Origin of the sequence: Pseudomonas sp. SDI (assembly GCF_003105155.1) — a bacterium.
In the GTDB taxonomy this organism is placed as follows: domain Bacteria; phylum Pseudomonadota; class Gammaproteobacteria; order Pseudomonadales; family Pseudomonadaceae; genus Aquipseudomonas.
Window position 1 is genome coordinate 25,406 of sequence record NZ_QETK01000037.1, and the last position, 18,145, is coordinate 43,550.

14 protein-coding genes and 2 pseudogenes are annotated in these 18,145 nt (G+C 64.7%); 8 read left to right on the forward strand and 8 right to left on the reverse strand.

What is annotated here, in order from left to right; genetic code table 11:
- Nucleotides 1–13 precede the first annotated feature (13 nt).
- Nucleotides 14–1,093, reverse strand: a complete 1,080-nt coding sequence (locus DCO48_RS20105; protein WP_116552356.1) for an extracellular solute-binding protein — start codon at nucleotides 1,091–1,093, stop codon at nucleotides 14–16.
- Between the two features lie 103 nt (nucleotides 1,094–1,196).
- Between DCO48_RS20105 and DCO48_RS20110 the strand changes: the two genes are divergently transcribed.
- Entirely contained in the window at nucleotides 1,197–2,087 is an 891-nt protein-coding gene (locus DCO48_RS20110; protein WP_116552357.1) for a LysR family transcriptional regulator, read from the forward strand.
- On the opposite strand, the gene DCO48_RS20115 is transcribed toward DCO48_RS20110, so the two are convergent.
- The 3 genes and pseudogenes from DCO48_RS20115 to DCO48_RS20125 all read right to left on the reverse strand — a co-directional run.
- Nucleotides 2,088–4,445 (reverse strand): TonB-dependent receptor, encoded by a 2,358-nt coding sequence (locus tag DCO48_RS20115; RefSeq protein ID WP_116552369.1) that lies wholly within the window; start codon nucleotides 4,443–4,445, stop codon nucleotides 2,088–2,090. It lies immediately after the preceding gene.
- A 203-nt stretch (nucleotides 4,446–4,648) separates the two neighbouring features.
- Nucleotides 4,649–5,533: a FecR domain-containing protein gene (locus tag DCO48_RS20120; RefSeq protein WP_256584123.1), complete on the reverse strand. Its 885-nt coding sequence runs from the start codon at nucleotides 5,531–5,533 to the stop codon at nucleotides 4,649–4,651.
- A pseudogene (locus tag DCO48_RS20125) lies at nucleotides 5,534–6,044 on the reverse strand (RNA polymerase sigma factor); the annotation flags it as partial.
- Between the two features lie 131 nt (nucleotides 6,045–6,175).
- On the opposite strand from DCO48_RS20125, the gene DCO48_RS20130 reads away from it, so the two are divergent.
- Nucleotides 6,176–6,652 (forward strand): LEA type 2 family protein, encoded by a 477-nt coding sequence (locus DCO48_RS20130; RefSeq protein WP_116552359.1) that lies wholly within the window; start codon nucleotides 6,176–6,178, stop codon nucleotides 6,650–6,652.
- A gap of 7 nt (nucleotides 6,653–6,659) precedes the next feature.
- On the opposite strand, the gene DCO48_RS20135 is transcribed toward DCO48_RS20130, so the two are convergent.
- Entirely contained in the window at nucleotides 6,660–6,914 is a 255-nt protein-coding gene (locus DCO48_RS20135; RefSeq protein WP_116552360.1) for a hypothetical protein, read from the reverse strand.
- 129 nt (nucleotides 6,915–7,043) lie between these two features.
- Between DCO48_RS20135 and DCO48_RS20140 the strand changes: the two genes are divergently transcribed.
- Nucleotides 7,044–7,364: a YqjD family protein gene (locus tag DCO48_RS20140; protein ID WP_116552361.1), complete on the forward strand. Its 321-nt coding sequence runs from the start codon at nucleotides 7,044–7,046 to the stop codon at nucleotides 7,362–7,364.
- Nucleotides 7,365–7,439: 75 nt separating this feature from the next.
- Here DCO48_RS20140 and DCO48_RS20145 read toward each other — a convergent pair whose 3' ends face one another.
- Together DCO48_RS20145 and DCO48_RS20150 are read right to left on the reverse strand one after the other, a co-directional pair.
- Nucleotides 7,440–8,069, reverse strand: a complete 630-nt coding sequence (locus DCO48_RS20145; RefSeq protein ID WP_116552362.1) for a response regulator transcription factor — start codon at nucleotides 8,067–8,069, stop codon at nucleotides 7,440–7,442.
- Between the two features lie 14 nt (nucleotides 8,070–8,083).
- The gene (locus DCO48_RS20150; protein ID WP_256584124.1) at nucleotides 8,084–9,496 is read right to left on the reverse strand and encodes a sensor histidine kinase; all 1,413 of its coding nucleotides are present in this window, start codon (nucleotides 9,494–9,496) and stop codon (nucleotides 8,084–8,086) included.
- Between the two features lie 197 nt (nucleotides 9,497–9,693).
- Here DCO48_RS20150 and DCO48_RS20155 point away from each other — a divergent pair, with 197 nt between their 5' ends.
- The 3 genes from DCO48_RS20155 to DCO48_RS20165 all read left to right on the forward strand — a co-directional run bounded on the left by DCO48_RS20155 (nucleotide 9,694) and on the right by DCO48_RS20165 (nucleotide 14,322).
- The gene (locus tag DCO48_RS20155) at nucleotides 9,694–11,316 is read left to right on the forward strand and encodes an acyl-CoA synthetase (RefSeq protein ID WP_116552363.1); all 1,623 of its coding nucleotides are present in this window, start codon (nucleotides 9,694–9,696) and stop codon (nucleotides 11,314–11,316) included.
- Nucleotides 11,317–11,345: 29 nt separating this feature from the next.
- Nucleotides 11,346–13,115 (forward strand): acyl-CoA dehydrogenase C-terminal domain-containing protein, encoded by a 1,770-nt coding sequence (locus tag DCO48_RS20160; RefSeq protein WP_116552364.1) that lies wholly within the window; start codon nucleotides 11,346–11,348, stop codon nucleotides 13,113–13,115.
- A gap of 193 nt (nucleotides 13,116–13,308) precedes the next feature.
- The gene (locus DCO48_RS20165; protein ID WP_116552365.1) at nucleotides 13,309–14,322 is read left to right on the forward strand and encodes a FecR family protein; all 1,014 of its coding nucleotides are present in this window, start codon (nucleotides 13,309–13,311) and stop codon (nucleotides 14,320–14,322) included.
- A 44-nt stretch (nucleotides 14,323–14,366) separates the two neighbouring features.
- Here DCO48_RS20165 and DCO48_RS20170 read toward each other — a convergent pair whose 3' ends face one another.
- A complete protein-coding gene (locus tag DCO48_RS20170; RefSeq protein ID WP_116552366.1) occupies nucleotides 14,367–15,686 on the reverse strand; it encodes a Na+/H+ antiporter family protein in 1,320 nt (439 codons plus the stop codon).
- Between the two features lie 1,413 nt (nucleotides 15,687–17,099).
- On the opposite strand from DCO48_RS20170, the pseudogene DCO48_RS23330 reads away from it, so the two are divergent.
- Nucleotides 17,100–17,246, forward strand: a pseudogene (locus tag DCO48_RS23330) (HAMP domain-containing protein); the annotation flags it as partial.
- A gap of 102 nt (nucleotides 17,247–17,348) precedes the next feature.
- On the forward strand, nucleotides 17,349–18,104 hold the full coding sequence (locus DCO48_RS23335) for a methyl-accepting chemotaxis protein (protein WP_371919531.1): 756 nt from the start codon (nucleotides 17,349–17,351) through the stop codon (nucleotides 18,102–18,104).
- Nucleotides 18,105–18,145 lie beyond the last annotated feature (41 nt).

Consider the following 18,145-nt stretch of genomic DNA (forward strand, 5'->3'; position numbering starts at 1 on the left):
TGGGGCTCCTCGGTTACTGGCGAGTACGGAAAGTGGTCCACAACCGGGTGCGCTGGCGCAGGTCGGCCAGGGCCATGCTGCGGTCGGCATACAGCCGGCTGCGCACCTCGGGCGAAGGGTAGATATCGGGGTCGCTGCGCACCGCCTCGTCGACCAGCACGGTGGCCGCCTGGTTGGCGTTGGCGAAGTACAGGGTGTTGGTCAGCGGCGCCACCGAGTCGGGCTGGAGCATGAAGGCGATAAACGCCCGCGCCGCCTGCGGGTGCGGCGCATCCTTGGGAATGACCAGGTTGTCCTGCCAGATCAGCGTGCCTTCGCGGGGGATGCGGTAGACCACCGAGTAGGGTTTGTTGGCCTTGCGCGCCTGATCGGCGGCCATGTTCGCATCGCCGTTGTAGGTGAGCGCCAGGCACACGCTGCCGTTGGCCAGGTCGTTGATCTGACGGCCGTTGGCGACGTAGCTGATCGACGGCTGCAACTGTTTGAGCAGCGCCTGGGCGGCGGCCAGGTCAACCTTGTCGCGGCTGTAGGGATCCTTGCCCAGGTAGTGCAAGGTCAGGCCGATCACCTCCTGCGGTGAGTCGGGCATGGCGATGCCGCAGTCCTTGAGCTTGCCGGCGTATTCGGGTTTGAACAGCAGGTCGAGGCTGTCCAGCGGCACATCGCCGAGACGCTGGCGAACCGCTTCGACATTCAGCCCGAGCCCCAGCGTGCCCCAGGTGTAGGGCACCGCGTAGCGGTTGCCGGGGTCGACCTCGGCGAGTTTGCCGAGCAGGTCCGGGTCGAGGTTGGCGTAGCCCGGCATGCCCTGCCCGTCGAGCGGCTGCAGGGCGTCGGCGGCCAGGGCCCGTGCCAGCACACTGGACGAGGGTACGACCACGTCGTAGCCGCTGCCGCCGGTGAGCAGTTTGGTTTCCAGCACTTCGGTGGTGTCGAAGCTGTCGTAGCGGACCTTGTAGCCAGTCTGCTGTTCGAAGCGCTGCAGGGTTTCCGGGGCCACATAATCGGCCCAGCTGTACAGGTTAAGGACTTTTTCCTCGGCCTGAACCGGCAAGGCCAGAACCAGGCACAGCAACCACAGGGATGAACGCATCTCGGGCACCTCTCGATCCAGGGAGTGCCGTCAGCATGCGTGGCGGGTTACATTGGAAAAATACCAACCCGATGATCCTGACATTACCCAGGAGCAATGTTTGATGCTTGGCCAATTGCACGACCTCGACCTGCAGCTGCTGCGGCTGTTCGTCACTGTAGTAGAGGCTGGCGGCTTCAGCGCCGCCCAGGGCGCGCTCGGGCTCAGCCAGCCGAGCATCAGCCAGCACATGGCGCGACTGGAAACGCGCCTTGGCTACCGTCTGTGCAATCGCGGCAAACGCGGCTTTCAGCTGACCGCCAAGGGCGAGGCACTGCTCAAGGCGACCCGCGAGCTGTTGGACAATATCGAGGCGTTTCGCAACCGCGCCAACGGTGTCGCCGGGCGCCTGCTCGGCGAACTGCGGATCGGCATTTCCGAGGCCCTCGACAGCAGCGTCAGCCTGCGCCTGGCCGAGGCCATTGCGCGCTTTCGCCAGCGCGACGAGTCGGTACGGCTGGAATTGGTCAGTGCGATGCCGGCGGAAATGGAGCGCCTGCTGTTGCAGCAGCGCCTGGACCTGGGCATCGGCTATTTCTCCGGCAGCCATGCGGCCTTCGCCTACCGCCCGCTGTTCAGCGAGACCCAGCGCCTGTATTGCGCCAGCAGTCACCCGCTGTTTACCTGCGCGACGATCACCGCCGAAGCCTTGCAGCAGAGCGATCGGGTCGAACACCCGTACCGCTTCCTGAAAGACCCGGAGCCGTTCATTGGCAGTGTCTGCTCGGCCCGCTCGGAGCAAGTCGAGGGTACGCTGACCTTCATCCTCTCCGGTTGCCACATCGGCTACCTGCCGCAGCATTTCGCCGCGCCGTGGGTGGCCCGTGGGCTGCTGCGCGCGCTGGACCCGGCGCTGGACTTCGCCGCCGAGTTCATGCTCGCCCGGCACCGGGCGCAGGTGCCGAGCGATGCCCAGCAGGCGTTCGAGGACGACCTGCTGGCGGTGTTCGGCTGATCAGTAAGCCAGCGACCAGGTCAGGGTGTAGGTGCGCCCACGCCCCTGGTAGTCGTAGAGGTAGGCCGGGCCGTAGGTCGGCGAGTAGAACAGCGTCGCGCGCTGCCCCCAGACCGTGCTGTACGCCTTGTCCAGCAGGTTCTGGATGCCGGCGCTGAAGGTGCCGAATTCGCTGTCCTGGCTACCGAGCAGGTCGAAGGTGGTGTAGCCGCTGATCTTGTGGTCGGCGTCGTCCCTGAGGGTGAACGCGCGGTTGGCCTGCAGGCGCGCGCTGCGCCCGTCGCCCTTCCAGCCGACAAAGGCGGTGGACTTGGACAACGAGGCGTAACGGGCATCGCGCTTGATCCAGTCGCCGCTGGCGTCCTCTTCTTCCGAGCGCACCAGGTGCAGGGTGCTGCCGGCTTCCCAGCCGTTCTGGAAGTGCCGGGTCAGCGCCCCTTCGAAGCCAAAGTCACGGCTCTTCTGTGGTTCGACGTTGATGGTCAGGGTGGCCATGTCGGTGCTGATGATCTTGTCCGACCAGATGTAGTACAACGCTGCTTGCGCGTCCCAGTCCAGGTCGGCATAGCGCCAGCCCATCTCGACCTGGCGGCTCTTGATGCCGGCCAGTGGGTTGTCTTTGACGCTCAGGCCGGGCTTGCCGTAGTACTTGGCCGGGTCCGGCAGGTCGAAGCCTTCGCCGTAGTTGCTCCAGACCTGGTGGCCGTTCTTGAAGTCGTAGATCGCGCCGAGGTTGAACAGGTTGACCTGGTAGTCGTTGCGGCCGCCGGGCACGCCCTTGAAGGTGCCGACGTCGACATCCATCTGCTGGCGCCGCGCGCCGCCGGACAGGCTCAGGTTGTCAGTGGCTTTCCAGTCCAGCTGGGCGTAGACGGACACACCGTCGACGCGGTAGCTGGGGTAGCGCGCGGCTTTGCTCGCTTCGTCCAGCTCAAGGCCGCCGCTGGCCGAAGAGCTGCGCGCGTCGAAGGTGGTCTGCTCGGCATTGAAGCGCTCGCGGTCGAGGTCGACGCCATAGGTCAGCTTGAGGCGGTCCCACTGCTTGGCGAACAGCGCTTTCAGGCTGCTGACTTCGAAGTTCTGCTGCGAGGCGGCAAAGTACACGCCCTTGACCCCGGCCGGTTTGCCGGCGTTGTAGTAGGGAAACGGATAGAAGTTGTCGTCTTCCTTGCGGTATGAGGCCTGCAGGTAGAAATCCTGGCCGAACACGTCGCTGTGATGGTAGTTGGCGTTGAGCAGCAGGCGCTTGGTGCGCGGTTCGAGGTCGCTGGACAGGCCGCTGCGCAGTTCGGCGTCGTTCAGGTCGGACGGCGCGTTGTAGTTCAGGTGCGGAAAGTAGATGCCGGTACTGCCGTGGTTGCCCGAGTCGTAATACTGGGCCAGCAGGTCGAGGCTCTGCTCGTCGTTGAAGCGCAGGCCGAGGCTGCCGAGCACGTCGAGGGTGCGGTTGTATTGCAGGTCGGTCTGGGTGTTGTCGATGAAGATCTGATCGCCTTGGCCGTCGTAAAAGGCTTCGTTCTGCTCGCCGGAGATCCCCAGGCGGGCGTTGACCCGCTCGTTGCCGCCGCTGATCGACTGGGCAATGCGCGTCGACAGGTCGTCGCTGTTGTTGAAACCGCTGCTGGCACCAAGCTGGGTTTCGAAACGGGCCGGGCCGGCTTCGCCCTTCTTGGTGACGATGTTGATGATCCCGCCGCTGGCCCCGCCGCCGTAGAGGGCGCTGGCGCCGGAAAGCACTTCGACGCGCTCGACGTTGAACGGCGAGATGCTATCGAACTGCCGCGAGAGGCCCCGTGAGCTATTCTGGCTGACGCCGTCGATCATCACCAGTACGTTGCGCCCGCGCATGTTCTGGCCGTAGTTGGTGCGTCCTTCCGGCGCCAGGTCGAGGCCGGGCACCAGCTTGCCGATGGCCTCCTTGAGGCTGACGCCGCTGTCGATCTGCTCCTTGAGCTGCTGCTGATCGACCACCCAGACGGTACCCGGGATTTCGCTGATGGCGGTGCTGGTGCGCGAGGCGACGCTGACTTCGGTCGGCTTGAGGCTGACGCTTTGCGCCTGGCCATCGGCCTTGCGCAGGATCACCGTGCGCGCGTCGCTGAACTGCCAGCGCATGCCGGCGCCGGCGAGCAACTGCTGCAGCGCCTGTTCGATGCTGTAGCTGCCGCGCAGGCCCTCGCTGTGCAGGCCGGCGACGTCCTGGCTGGTGAACAGCAGGTGCAGGCCGGCCTGGTCGGCGAAACGGGTCAGGGCCTGGTCGAGGCTTTGTGCGGGCAGGTCCAGGCTGACCTGGCGGCTTTGCACCTGCGCGGCGCTGGCCGGCTCGGCAGCGTTGACCCAGGCGGGGCCAAGCAGCATGGCAATGGCCAGGGCGTGTTTGAGGGGGGCGGTGGAACGCGCGGTTGGCTTGAACGGACCCTTCACGGTTTTCTTCCAGACAAAGTGGTGTAAATGAGAATGAGTTTCTGATCAGTCTCACTACGACGATCTGGCGTGAGCGAACTTGCAGTAGAGAAATGAAAAAAATTAAACGCTTGCCATGGCCCCTGTGGGGGCCTGCGCTAGTGCAGCACCGCCAGCCACGGCAGGTAGGTGACCTTCAGCGCATAGCGCTGCTCCAGCGTGCGCAACAGCCCTTCGGGATCGTTCAGGTCGAACACCCCGCTCACCTGCAACGCCCCCAGCTGCCCATCGGACATCACGATGCGCCCATGCTGGTAGCGTTCAAGCTCGGCGATCACCTCACGCAGTGGCCGACCATTGAAGATCAGCTTGCCGCGCTGCCAGGCGGTCAGCGCCTCGGCGTTCGGGTTGCGCTGCAACACCTGCTCGCCCAGCTGCGCCTGGCCGCGAGTGACCACCACGGCGGTGCCGCTACCGGTGCGGCGCACGCTGAACACCGCGCCGCTGCCCTGCACCTGCTCGGCGCCGCTGTCGACCACGAACGGCCGCGCATCCTCGGCCGGCTCGAACAACGCCTCGCCAGCCTTCAGCGAAACCCGCCGCTGTTCGCCGCTGTAGCTCACCGAAAACGCACTGGCACTGTTGAGGGTGACCCGCGAGCCATCAGCCAGGGTTACCGTCTGCCGCTGGCCGGTGCCGGTGTGATAGTCGGCGAGCAAGGCTGGCGCCTGCTGCCAGCCGCCGTAGCCGACCAACGCCAGCAGCAGCGACGCTGCCAGCGCACGGCTCCAATGCCGTCGGCGCTGCGGTACAGCCGCAGCAACAAGGTGCTGCGCCGTCACGGTCTGGCCCAGGTCGAGCCACAACGCTTCGGCCTCGGCCGCCGCGGCGGCATGCGCCGGGCTCAGCTGGCACCAGCGCCGATAGCGCGCCTGCTCGGCCGCGCTGGCGCGCCCCGAATGCAGCAGCACCTGCCAGTCGAGCGCAGCGTCGGAAAGATCGTGAAGGGGATGCGGAGTCGGCATGGCGATGGCGTCAGTCATGGTTGTGCTTGAGCCAGTCGCGGCAATGGCGCAGGGCCTGGCCGATGTATTTTGCCACCATGCTCTCGGAAACACCCAGCTGTTGTGCAATCTGTGCCTGGGTCAGGCCTTCCACACGATTGAGCAACAAGGCCTGGCGGGCATTCGGCGACAGCTGCAACAGCGCTTCGTCGAGCATCTGCAAGCGCTCGCTGGCGAGCAAGACCGCCTCCGGGGCCGGCGCCGGGCAGGCAACTTCAGCCGCCGCCTCGCTGTCGGCAAAATTGGCCGACAGGCGCTGATCGCGGCGCAGGGTGTCGATGGCGAGGTTGCTGGCTACGCGGAAGATAAAACTGCGCGCGTGCAGCACCGGTACGGCCTGTTCGTCGATCTTGACCAGCTTGAGGTAGGTTTCCTGGGCAACATCGGCGGCCCGCTGCCGGTCGCTCATGCGCCGGGTGAGAAACTGCAGCAGGTCGTCGTAATGCTCCTGGAAGCTTGCCAGCAGCCCGGACAGGGGGGACATCAGCATGGGGGATCGCAGGGCCGGTAGGGGAACTTATAGGACGTTAATGAGAAACAGTATCGTTCATAACGCCTGCGGCTTTCAACGTCGCCGTGCATTTGCCACACTCAGGGCATCTTTGCCTGTGAGCCGTGCCCATGAAAGCCGTTTTCCGCTGCTGCCTGACCCTTGGCCTGATCCTCAGCCTCGGCGCCTGTGCGCTGCTACAGGGGCGCGATCCGCTAAACATCAGCGTGATCGGCATCGAGCCCCTGCCCGGCCAGGACCTGGAACTGCGCATGGCAGTAAAACTGCGAGTGCTGAACCCCAACGAAACGCCGATCGAGTTCAACGGCGTGGCGTTGAACCTGGAGGTGAACGGCCAGCCGCTGGCCGCCGGGGTCAGCGACCAGCACGGCAGTATCGGTCGTTATGGGGAGCGCGTGCTGGTGGTGCCGGTGAGCATCACGGCGTTTTCGTTCCTGCGCCAGGCGGTGGGCCTGAGCCGCATGCGCGACCTCGATGGCCTGCCCTACACCGTGCGCGGCAAGCTTGCCGGCGGCCCGTTCGGGACGCTGCGCTTCAGCGACGAAGGCCGGCTGAATCTGCCAAAGCCACGGCCAGCAGGCTGGTAACGCGGGATTACTTGGCCGCCGCCATCAGCTTGTTGACTTCGCTGCGGACCATGTTGGCGTATTCCGGTGGCGACATGCCGTCGAGTTCGGCGCGGACCCACTCGGCCCATTTGCCCTTGCGCCGTGGTTTTTCGCTGATCAGCCGGGCGGCATCGGCCTTGGCCTTGCCCAGGTTGCTTTGCCAGAGTTCGAACAGGCGCGATTTCTCGTCCTCGATCTGCGCCCGTTCGGCGAAGCTCTTGTTGGCCAGATTGAAACTCATGGGGACTCCTGCCGCTTGAAAATGGGCGCTATCTTACACTGTAGCCGCGACCGGCCGGAAAGCCGCTGCAACTTTCCGCGCGCGCCGGCATCCATTGAACACTGTTCATCACTCGACGAGGAAGCCTTCATGGCCAGGAAAACCACTGCGCAAAACACTGCCGACCAAATCAAGGATCAGGCCTTCAGCGAGTTGCAGGCGTTGATCGAGGAATCGGAAAAGCTGCTCAACGACAGCGCCGCGCTGGTCGGCGAAGAGGCCGAAAGCCTGCGCGCGCAGGTTGGCCTGAAGCTCAAGCAGGCGCGCACGGCGGTCGGCGGCGTACGCGACAAGGCCCAACCGGTGGTCGAGGCGACACAGGATTACATTGGCGGGCATCCGTGGCAGACCGTGGCGATTTCGGCGGGGTTCGGCCTGGTGGTGGGGTTGTTGCTGGGCCGCAGGAATTGAGGTGAGCCTATCGCCGGAGCCGCCCGCGCCCACAGAGATTACCTCAACCCCTGTGGGCCCGGGCGGGCCTCGCGATTAGGCCCTCAAGACCAGTGCATCGACCACCCCACAGGCAATCGCCATCCCCACCAGTTGCGGCAGGTGTTCGGCCTGCATGCGCTTCATCACCCGGCCACGGTACAAATCCACGGTCTTCACGCTCACCGCCAACTGCTCGGCAATCTGCCGATTACTGAACCCCTGCACCAGGGGTACGAACACATCGCGCTCGCGCGGCGTCAGGCTATCGATACGCGCCTGCACGACGCCCCGCTCGTGGCTGTCGACCTGGACCCGGGACGCCCGCCCCAGCGCCTCCTGCACACTGTCGAGCAACAACTGATCGTTGTACGGTTTTTCGATAAAGTCATGCGCCCCTGCCTTGAATGCGCGCACCACAATCGGGACATCGGCATGCCCGCTGACAAAGATCACCGGCAAGTCGAGCCCGCGCGCGCGCAACGCTTCCTGTACGCTCAACCCGCCCATCCCCGGCATGCGCACATCCAGCAGCACACAGGCGGGCAAATCCCCATCGCAGGCTTCGAGAAATGCCTGGCCACTGGTGAACGGCAATGCCTGCAAGCCCACCGACTCCAGCAGCCACACGGTGGAGTCGAGCATGCCCTGGTCGTCGTCGACCACATAGACCTTCGGTTGCTGCATTGGTGTCCCCTCGTTCAAACCGTCACCGCCGGCGCCAGCCGACAGCACAGAAGCAATCCGCCCGCCGCCCCCGCGTGCGCCTCCAGCGTGCCGCCGAAGCCCTCGACAATGCTGCGGCTCATGCTCAAGCCCAGGCCGAGGCCATCCGCTTTGCTGGTGGTGAATGGAGTGAAAATGCCGTCGAGCAATTCCGCTGCCACGCCCGGGCCCTGGTCGCTGACGCGGATCAGCAGCCAGCCCTCCTCCAGCACGCCTTCGAGCAGCACCCGCGAGGGCGCCTGCGGCTGCTGCTCGCGGTTGGCATCGATGGCATTGCGCAGCACATTCAGCAGCACCTGCTCAAGCAGCACCCGGTCGGCGTAGACCGGCGGCAGATTGTCGGCGATTTGCGACTCGATCGTCACCTGCGCCTGCGCCGCCTCCCAGGCACACAGGCGCCCGGCCTCACGCACCACATCGGCAATAGCCAGGGCTTGCAGACGGCGAGGTTCCTTGCGCAGGAAGGCGCGCAGGCGCTTGATCACCTGCGCGGCGTGGGTGGCCTGCTCGCTGATCCGCTGCAAGCCCTGGGCAACCCGGGCAGCGGCTTGCGGGTCGCGCTCCAGGGTCTGCAAGTAGCGCTGGCTGGCGCCGGCATAGTTGAGCACTGCCGCCAGCGGCTGGTTGATTTCATGGGCGATGCCCGAGGCCAGTTCACCGAGCGTGATCAGCCGCGCGGTGTGCGCCAGTTCGTCCTGGTGCCGGCGTTGCAGGGTGATGTCGCGCGATACGCTGACAATCTCCACCACTACACCGGTATAGGTTTCGCGAATCGCCCGGCTGGCGATTTCAAACCACAGGTCGCGACCGTCGCGGTGACGCACCCGACAGGTCATGGTCTGGTAGCCGTCCGCTTCCAGGGCGTGGGCGGCCTGCTGCAGGAACTGCTCGCGGTCCTGCGGGTGGAACAGCGACTGCACCGCTACCCCGCGCAGTTCCTCCGGCCAGTAGCCGAGCAGGCGGTAGGAAGCCGGCGAGGCGTCGAGAAAGCAGCCGTCGGGGGTGTGCCGGGAAATCAGGTCGGTGGTGTTTTCGGTGATCAGCCGATACAACCGGCGCGCCTGGCTGCCCTCGCGCTCGGCACGACGCTCGGTGCTGGCATCACGGCAACGAGCGAGCACCTGGCGCTCGGCAACCGGCACGTAGGTCCACAACAAAATCGCCTCGTCGGCCTGCGCTTCGACGTCGACAATCGCCCGCTGCTGACGCACACAGGCACCGACCAGCGCCGCGTGATTGGCCGGTAACAGCCGCTCCAGCGGCGTCGGTGGCCACTCCGCGAGCTGCGCCGCCAGGGCCGGATTGAGCGCCAGCACGGCCGCCTCGGCATCGAGCAGCAGGGTCGGTTGCGGGTCTTTGTCGAACAAGGCCAGGGGAGTGTCAGTCAAGGCAGGCTCCGAAGATATCTAGTATTTCTACCATATTGCTATGGTCTATCTTCCAAGTAGTATGGCGATTCGCGTAAAAATTGCGAGTCCGGAGCAGCCAGCGTTGCCGCTCCCGAAACCTGATCAGAGCTAACAATCAGCCATCGGAGGTTTCAGTCAGCCCATGCGGCCGGCTGCCTCCCGCACAGGACGACCTCATGTCGATTTTCTCCCAAGGCCTGGCACCCGCCCCGGTCAACCACATTGCCCTCACCCCCTTGAGCTTCATCGAGCGTACCGCTGCCGTCTACGGCCAGTACCCGGCGGTGATTCATGGCGCGATTCGGCGCAACTGGCAGGAAACCTATCAGCGCAGCCGGCGCCTGGCCAGCGCCCTCGCCGGCCGCGGCATCGGTCGTGGCGACACGGTGGCGGTGATGCTGCCGAACATTCCGGCAATGCTCGAAGCGCACTTCGGCGTGCCGATGGTTGGCGCGGTGCTCAATGCCCTGAACGTGCGACTGGATGCCGAAGCCATTGCCTTCATGCTTGAGCACGGCGAAGCCAAAGTGCTGATCACCGACCGCGAGTTCCACAAGGTGATTAGCGGCGCCCTGGCGCTGCTGGAATACCCGCCGCTGGTGATCGATGTCGACGACCCGGAATACGGCGAAGGCCAGGCCGTCAGCGAGCTGGACTACGAGGCCTTTCTCGCCGAAGGCGACCCGGACTACGCCTGGCAGTGGCCGGAAGACGAGTGGCAGGCAATCTCGCTGAACTACACCTCCGGCACCACCGGCAACCCCAAGGGCGTGGTTTATCACCACCGCGGCGCCTACCTCAACGCCCTGGGCAACCAGATGACCTGGGCCATGGGCAACCACCCGGTGTACCTCTGGACCCTGCCGATGTTCCACTGCAACGGCTGGTGCTACCCGTGGACCGTGACCGCCCTTGCCGGCACCCATGTGTTCCTGCGGCGGGTTGACCCGCAGCGGATCCTGACGCTGATTCGCGAGCACCAGGTCAGCCACCTGTGCGGCGCGCCGATCGTGCTCAATGCGCTGATCAACATGCCCGAATCGGCCAAGGCGGCCATCGACCATCCAGTCAACGCCATGGTCGCCGGCGCCGCACCACCGGCCAAGGTGATTGGCGCGGTCGAGGAAATGGGCATCAAGGTAACCCACGTCTATGGCCTGACCGAGGTCTACGGCCCGGTAACCGTGTGTGCCTGGCATCGCGAGTGGGACGAACAGCCGCTGGCCGAGCGGGCGCGGATCAAGTCGCGCCAGGGCGTGCGCTACCCGACCCTGGAAGGCCTGATGGTCGCCGACCCGCAAACCCTGGAGCCGGTGCAACGCGACGGCAACACCCTCGGCGAGATCTTCATGCGCGGCAACACGGTGATGAAGGGCTACCTGAAGAACCCCGAAGCCACTGCCGAGGCGTTCCGCGGTGGCTGGTTCCATACCGGCGACCTGGCGGTGTGGCATGCCGACGGCTATGTCGAGATTAAGGACCGGCTCAAGGACATCATCATTTCCGGCGGCGAGAACATCTCCACCATCGAGGTCGAAGACGTACTGTACCGCCACCCCGCCGTGCTCGAAGCGGCCGTGGTCGCCCGCCCGGACGAGAAATGGGGCGAGACGCCGTGCGCCTACGTCACCCTCAAGGCGGGCTTGGAAGGCACCGCCGAAGCCGACATCATCGCCTTCTGCCGGGAACACCTGGCCGGCTTCAAGCTGCCGAAAACCGTGGTCTTCAGCGAGCTGCCGAAGACCTCCACCGGCAAGATCCAGAAGTACCTGCTGCGCGACTGGGCCAAGGCGCTCTGACTCAAACCCTTTTCATTGCGAGAACCACGATGCCTGATTACACCGCCCCGCTGCGCGACATGCGCTTTGTACTGCACGAGGTATTCCACGGCCCGGCCCAGTGGGCGCGCCTACCGGCGCTGGCCGCCGGCGTCGATGCCGACACCGCCGATGCCATCCTTGAGGAAGCGGCGAAGATCACCGGGCAACTGATCGCCCCGCTCAACCGCAGCGGCGACGAGCAAGGCGTGCACTTCGACGCCGGCCAGGTACGCACCCCGGACGGTTTCCGCCAGGCCTGGCAGACCTACCGCGAGGGCGGTTGGGTAGGCCTGGCCGGCAACCCCGAGCATGGCGGACTGGGCATGCCGAAGATGCTCGCGGTGCAGTTCGAGGAAATGCTCTACGCCGCCAACTGCAGCTTCAGCCTGTACTCGGCACTGAGTGCCGGCTGCTGCCTGGCCATCGACGCGCACGCCAGCGACGAACTGAAAGCCCGCTACCTGCCGCCGCTGTACAGCGGCGAGTGGGCCGGGACCATGTGCCTGACCGAACCGCATGCCGGCACCGACCTGGGGATTATCCGCAGCAAGGCCGAGCCGCAGGCCGATGGCAGCTATGCCATCAGCGGGACGAAGATCTTCATCACCGGCGGCGAGCAGGACCTGACCGAGAACATCGTCCACCTGGTGCTGGCCAAGCTGCCGGATGCGCCGCTCGGGCCCAAGGGTATCTCACTGTTCCTGGTACCGAAGTTCCTGGTCAATAGCGACGGCAGCCTCGGCGCGCGCAACGCGGTCAACTGCGGTTCGCTGGAACACAAGATGGGCATCAAGGCCTCGGCCACCTGCGTGATGAACTTCGACGGCGCGACGGGCTATCTGGTCGGCGAAGCCAACCGCGGCCTGGCGGCCATGTTCACCATGATGAACTACGAACGGCTGTCTATCGGTATTCAGGGCATCGGCTGTGCGCAGGCCTCGTACCAGAATGCCGTGGCCTATGCCCGCGACCGTTTGCAGAGCCGCGCACCGAGCGGGCCACAGGCACGGGAGAAGATTGCCGACCCGATCATCGTACACCCGGATGTGCGGCGCATGCTGCTCACCATGCGTGCCCTCACCGAAGGCGGTCGGGCCTTCGCCACCTATGTCGGCCTGCAACTGGATATCGCCAAGTATGCCGAGAACGCCGGCGAGCGTGAGCAGGCCCAGCGCCTGGTCGCCCTGCTGACGCCGGTGGCCAAGGCGTTTTTCACCGACACCGGGCTGGAAAGCTGCGTGCTCGGCCAGCAGGTGTTCGGCGGCCACGGCTACATTCGCGAATGGGGTCAGGAGCAACTGGTGCGCGACGTGCGCATCGCGCAGATCTACGAGGGCACCAACGGCATCCAGGCCCTGGACCTGCTCGGACGCAAGGTGGTCGCCGATGGCGGGCAGTCGCTGGGGGTGTTCGCCGACGAGATCCGCGCTTTCTGTAACAGCCAGCCACCGTATGCCCAGGCCCTGCTGCAAGCCCTGGCGCAACTGGAACAGACCAGTACCTGGCTGCGCGAACAGGCCAGTGGCGACGCCAATGCGCTAGGTGCAGCGTCGGTGGAGTACCTGCACCTGTTCGGCTATGTGGCCTACGCCTATATGTGGGCGCGCATGGCAGCGGTGGCCACGGCCAATCGCGAGCAGGAGCCGGACTTCCACGCCGCCAAGCTGGGCACCGCAGCGTTCTTCTTCGAACGGCTGCTGCCGCGCGTGCTGTCGCTGCAAGCGAGCATTCATGCCGGTAGCGGCAGCCTCTTCGCGCTTGGCGCAGAGCAGTTCTAAGCCGGGTTTGTGCCGGGCGCAGCCTCAACGGCCAGGCTCGGCACCACCACTCGTCTGAATGGTTTTCTTTGAAAATGCCTGCATTTGCAGGTGTTTTCGTTGAAAGAAATCGTGCAACTGATAGTGATTCGCCATGATCCCGGTTCTCGGCAACCACCCGGCAAGGGTAGAATGGACAAAACCGGGAGTTTCGATGAATCAAACCAGCCTCAGCGCCGCCGAACTTGATGCCATCACCGATGCCGCCGCGCACTGGTGCATGCGTTTGCATGCTGAGGACTGCACCGCTGCCGAACGCGCCGCGTTCGAACAGTGGCGCAGCGCGCATCCGCTGCATGCGCAGGAATGGGAAGCCATGCAGGAAATCTGGCTGACCGCCGACCACCTGCCACGCCCGGCGCTGGCGCCGGTCATTGCCCTGCCCGTTGCCACACGTCGCCGTTCGCGGACACTGCGTCACTGTGCAGCGGCCGCCGCGATCACCCTGCTGGCCTTGCCGGTCGGCGCCTGGATCGGCTGGGAACAGGGCTGGGTGCCCAATCGCTACGAGCACTTCGAAAGCGGCAACGCGCTGACCCACGTTACCCTCGGCGACGGCAGTACGGCCGAGCTGAACCTCGGCACCGAGCTGCGCTACATGAACTTCAAGGACGAGCGCCGGGCCACCCTGGTCAAGGGTGAGGCGTTCTTCAAGGTGCAACACGATAGCCAGCACCCATTCGTGGTCCGTGCCGGCAGCGGCCAGACCAAGGTCACCGGTACCCAGTTCAACGTCTGGAAGTACGGCGACGCGGTCAAGGTAACGCTGGTGGAAGGTTCGGTGCTGGTCACCAGCGATGCCAACGACACCGACAGTGGCTACCGCCTCGGCCCTGGCATGCAGGCGGTCTACCACAAGGGTGACTACGAGCCGGTACTGAGCCAGACCTACGCCGACGACACCAGCCTGGCCTGGCGTGGCGGCAAGCTGATCCTCGACAACCTGACCCTGGACCAGGCCCTGCCGCTGATCAACCGCTACCTGGAGCAGCCGCTGCGCCTGGCCGACAGCAGCACCGGGCATATCCGTATCAGTGGGATCTACAACATCACCGAGGTCAAACGCCTGGTCAGTAGCCTGCCGAAAGTGCTGCCGATCTACCTGACCCAGGACAAGCAGGGTTACACGGTGCTCAACCGCATCGCCCTGCCACCGGCCAAAGGCTGAGCCTTGCGCTCAGCCGGCCGGCTACTGACCCGCCTGCCCTGCCCTCAGAGCACCATCGCCGCCAACCAGCCGAACGCCAGCAGTGGCAGGTTGTAGTGGATGAAGGTCGGCACCACGGTGTCCCAGATATGGTGATGCTGGCCATCGACGTTGAGGCCGGCAGTCGGCCCGAGGGTCGAATCCGACGCTGGCGAGCCGGCATCGCCCAGCGCGCCGGCGGTGCCGACGATACACACGGTGGCGACGGGGTCGAAGCCCAACTGCACGCACAGTGGCACGAAGATCGCCGCCAGAATCGGCACGGTGGAGAAGGACGAGCCGATCCCCATGGTCACCAGCAGACCGACCAGCAACATCAGCAGCGCGCCGATCCCCTTGCTGTGGTTGATCCAGGCCGCCGAGGTTTCGACCAGCGTCGTGACCTGACCGGTAGCCTTCATCACTTCGGCAAAGCCGGACGCGGCAATCATGATGAAACCGATCATGGCCATCATCTTCATGCCTTCGGTGAACAGGTCGTCGGTGTCTTTCCAGCGCACGATGCCGGAGACCGAGAAGATCAGGAAGCCGGCCATCGCGCCGATGATCATCGAGTCGAGCAGCAACTGGATGATGAACGCAGCGGCAATGGCAACACCGGCGATCAGCAGGGTCATCGGGTTGTAGCGCACGGCAACCTGCTCGACCTCCTCGATCTTGCTTAGGTCATACACACGCTTTTTGCGGTAGCTGAAGAACACCGCCATGAGCAAGCCGAAGAGCATGCCGGCGGCAGGAATGGCCATGGCCTGGGTGACGTTCACGCCGCTGATATCGACCCCGCTGCGGGCCACATTAGCCAGCAGGATCTCGTTCAGGAAAATGTTGCCGAAGCCCACCGGCAGGAACATGTACGGCGTGATCAGGCCGAAGGTCATCACGCAGGCCACCAGCCGCCGGTCGATCTGCAGGCGCGTCAGCACATACAGCAGTGGCGGTACCAGCAGTGGAATGAAGGCGATGTGAATCGGCAGGATGTTCTGCGAGGAAATCGCCACCGCCAGCAACAGGCCGATCAGCAGCCATTTGATCGCGCCGCCATCGCTATGGCCCTGGCGGTCGAACATGGCCAGCGCCCGGTCTGCCAGCGCATGCGCCAGGCCCGACTTGGCAATCGCCACGGCGAATGCGCCGAGCAATGCGTAGGACAACGCCACCGTGGCGCCGCCACCGAGGCCACCATTGAAGGCCTTGAGCGTACCCTCGATACCCAGACCGCCGACCAGGCCGCCCACCAGTGCGCCGATGATCAGGGCTATCACCACATGCACGCGGGACAGACTCAGTATCAGCATGATGCCGACCGCGGCAATGACTGCATTCATTCCTGTAACCTCTAGAAACCAGACAAAAAGCGAGCGCTTCGGCGACAGGCTGCCCAGGGCACCGGCCGAATGCGTAAGGTATTGTTTTAGGAGGGCGCACACTCTGAAGCAGGCCCCCGCCGTTGTCAAAGTGTCGGGCCAGACGCAAGGCGCAGGGTCGCCTGGATGAACGAAAACGGCGCATTTAAATTGAACGTTTGAATAAAGAAAACCGCGATGCGGCCGTTACAGTCGGCAGCTTCCAACTTTCTGGATCAAAGGACTTCGCCCATGTCGTTCAGACAACTTTCCATCCAATGGAAAATCACCCTGCTGGCCGGCCTCTGCCTCGCAAGCATCGTCACCCTGCTGGTCAGCCTCTCGCTCTATCGCATGGAGCACAACTCGGAGCTGGTCAAGGCCAGCAGCATGCAGATGCTGACCGAAGCGGCCCAGGCGCGGATCGAGTCGCAGGGCGAAGTCCAGGCCTTGAACATTCGTCGCCAGTTCATGGACGCCTACCAGTACGGCGCCGGTTTTTCCCGGCAGGTACTGTTCCTGCGCGAGCAGGCGGAAAAACGCTTCCTCGATGCCTTCGACCTGCGTGAAGACCTGACTCGCCAGGTGCGCTCGGCACTGCAGGCCAACCCGGACCTGCTCGGCCTGTCGCTGGTGTTCGAACCCAATGCCCTGGACCACAAGGACGAACTGTTCGTCGACCAGAAAGAACTGGGCAGCAACGAGAAAGGCCGCTTTGCCCTGTACTGGTCGCAACCGACCCCAGGCCAGTTGACCTCGATGGCGCTGCCCGAGCGCGACATGGCCGACACCAGCATCGGCCCGAGCGGCGAGCCGGCCAACACCTGGTCGGTGTGCCCGCGGACCACCCGTAAAACCTGTGTGATCGAACCGTACTTCTATGAAATCGACGGGCAGCAGGTGCTGATGACCAGCATCGTCTTCCCGTTGATGGTGGCCGACAAGGTGGTCGCCACCCTGTCGATCGACATCAACCTGAACAGCCTGCAAGCGATCAGCCAACAGGCCAGCCGCAACCTGTATGAAGGCCAGACGCGTGTCGGCATTCTCAGCCCGGTCGGCCTGCTGGCCGGCTACAGCGCCGACGCCAGCAAGCTGGCCCAGCGCCTCGACCAGGTCGACAGCGCCAATGGCGCAGAGCTGATTCGCCTGCTCGCCGACAGCACCCCGCTGCACAGCGTGCACCATGACGGCCGACTGAAAGTGCTGGCCTCGTTCTCGCCGATTCCTGGCGCGAAGTCCTGGGGGGTGTTGCTCGATGTACCGGAAAACGCCCTTACCGGTCCCGCTGAAGCCCTGAAAACCGAGCTCGATCAGCGTAACACCAGTGGTACCTTGATTGAACTGGGCCTGGGCCTGCTGGCAGCCATTGTTGGCCTTCTGCTGATCTGGGTCATGGCCCGCACCGTCACTCGACCGATTCTGGGCGTGGCCAGCATGCTCAAGGACATCGCCAGCGGCGAAGGCGACCTGACTCGCCGCCTAACCTACGACAAGCGCGACGAACTGGGCGAACTGGCGGGCTGGTTCAACCGTTTCCTCGACAAGCTGCAACCGATCATCGCCGAGGTCAAACACTCGGTGCAGGCCGCGCGCGATACCGCCGATCAGTCGTCGGCGATTGCCAGCCAGACCAGTGCCGGCATGGAGCAGCAGTACCGCCAGGTCGATCAGGTGGCCACCGCTTCGCATGAAATGAGCGCCACCGCCCAGGACGTCGCGCGCAGCGCCGCCCAGGCCGCCCAGGCCGCACGCGAAGCCGACCAGGCCACCCGCCAGGGCCTGCAGGTGATCGACCGCACCACCAGCAGCATCGACACCTTGGCCGCCGACATGAGCACCGCGATGAGCCAGGTCGAGGGGCTGGCCGACAACAGCGAGAAGATCGGTTCGGTGCTGGAGGTGATCCGTTCGATCGCCGAGCAGACCAACCTGCTGGCGTTGAACGCTGCCATCGAAGCCGCCCGTGCCGGTGAAGCCGGGCGCGGCTTTGCCGTGGTGGCCGACGAGGTGCGCAACCTGGCCCGGCGCACGCAGGAGTCGGTGGAAGAAACCCGCCAGGTGATCGAGCAGTTGCAGGCGGGTACCCGTGAGGTGGTGGGCGCAATGGACAGCAGCCATCGCCAGGCCCAGGGCAGCGTCGAGCAGGTCGGCCAGGCGGTGATCGCGCTGCGACAGATCGGCGATGCGGTGACCGTTATCAGCGACATGAACCTGCAGATTGCCAGCGCCGCCGAGGAGCAGAGCGCGGTGGCCGAGGAGATCAACAGCAACGTGGCGAGCATCCGCGATGTAACTGAATCGCTGTCGGAACAGGCCAATGAGTCGGCGCGGGTCAGCCAGTCGCTGAACAGCCTGGCGAACCAGCAGCAGGGTTTGATGGATCAGTTCAGGGTTTGATCTGAGGGCTCTATCGCCGGCCAGGCCGGCACCCACAGTGA

Excerpts from the sequence above, each read along its gene's own strand:
- DCO48_RS20105 (WP_116552356.1), bottom strand. The coding sequence starts at position 1,093 with ATGCGTTCATCCCTGTGGTTGCTGTGCCTGGTTCTGGCCTTGCCGGTT.
- DCO48_RS20110 (WP_116552357.1), top strand. The coding sequence starts at position 1,197 with ATGCTTGGCCAATTGCACGACCTCGACCTGCAGCTGCTGCGGCTGTTC.
- DCO48_RS20115 (WP_116552369.1), bottom strand. The coding sequence starts at position 4,445 with ATGCTGCTTGGCCCCGCCTGGGTCAACGCTGCCGAGCCGGCCAGCGCC.
- DCO48_RS20120 (WP_256584123.1), bottom strand. The coding sequence starts at position 5,533 with ATGACTGACGCCATCGCCATGCCGACTCCGCATCCCCTTCACGATCTT.
- DCO48_RS20130 (WP_116552359.1), top strand. The coding sequence starts at position 6,176 with ATGAAAGCCGTTTTCCGCTGCTGCCTGACCCTTGGCCTGATCCTCAGC.
- DCO48_RS20135 (WP_116552360.1), bottom strand. The coding sequence starts at position 6,914 with ATGAGTTTCAATCTGGCCAACAAGAGCTTCGCCGAACGGGCGCAGATC.
- DCO48_RS20140 (WP_116552361.1), top strand. The coding sequence starts at position 7,044 with ATGGCCAGGAAAACCACTGCGCAAAACACTGCCGACCAAATCAAGGAT.
- DCO48_RS20145 (WP_116552362.1), bottom strand. The coding sequence starts at position 8,069 with ATGCAGCAACCGAAGGTCTATGTGGTCGACGACGACCAGGGCATGCTC.
- DCO48_RS20155 (WP_116552363.1), top strand. The coding sequence starts at position 9,694 with ATGTCGATTTTCTCCCAAGGCCTGGCACCCGCCCCGGTCAACCACATT.
- DCO48_RS20160 (WP_116552364.1), top strand. The coding sequence starts at position 11,346 with ATGCCTGATTACACCGCCCCGCTGCGCGACATGCGCTTTGTACTGCAC.
- DCO48_RS20165 (WP_116552365.1), top strand. The coding sequence starts at position 13,309 with ATGAATCAAACCAGCCTCAGCGCCGCCGAACTTGATGCCATCACCGAT.
- DCO48_RS20170 (WP_116552366.1), bottom strand. The coding sequence starts at position 15,686 with ATGAATGCAGTCATTGCCGCGGTCGGCATCATGCTGATACTGAGTCTG.
- DCO48_RS23335 (WP_371919531.1), top strand. The coding sequence starts at position 17,349 with ATGGAGCAGCAGTACCGCCAGGTCGATCAGGTGGCCACCGCTTCGCAT.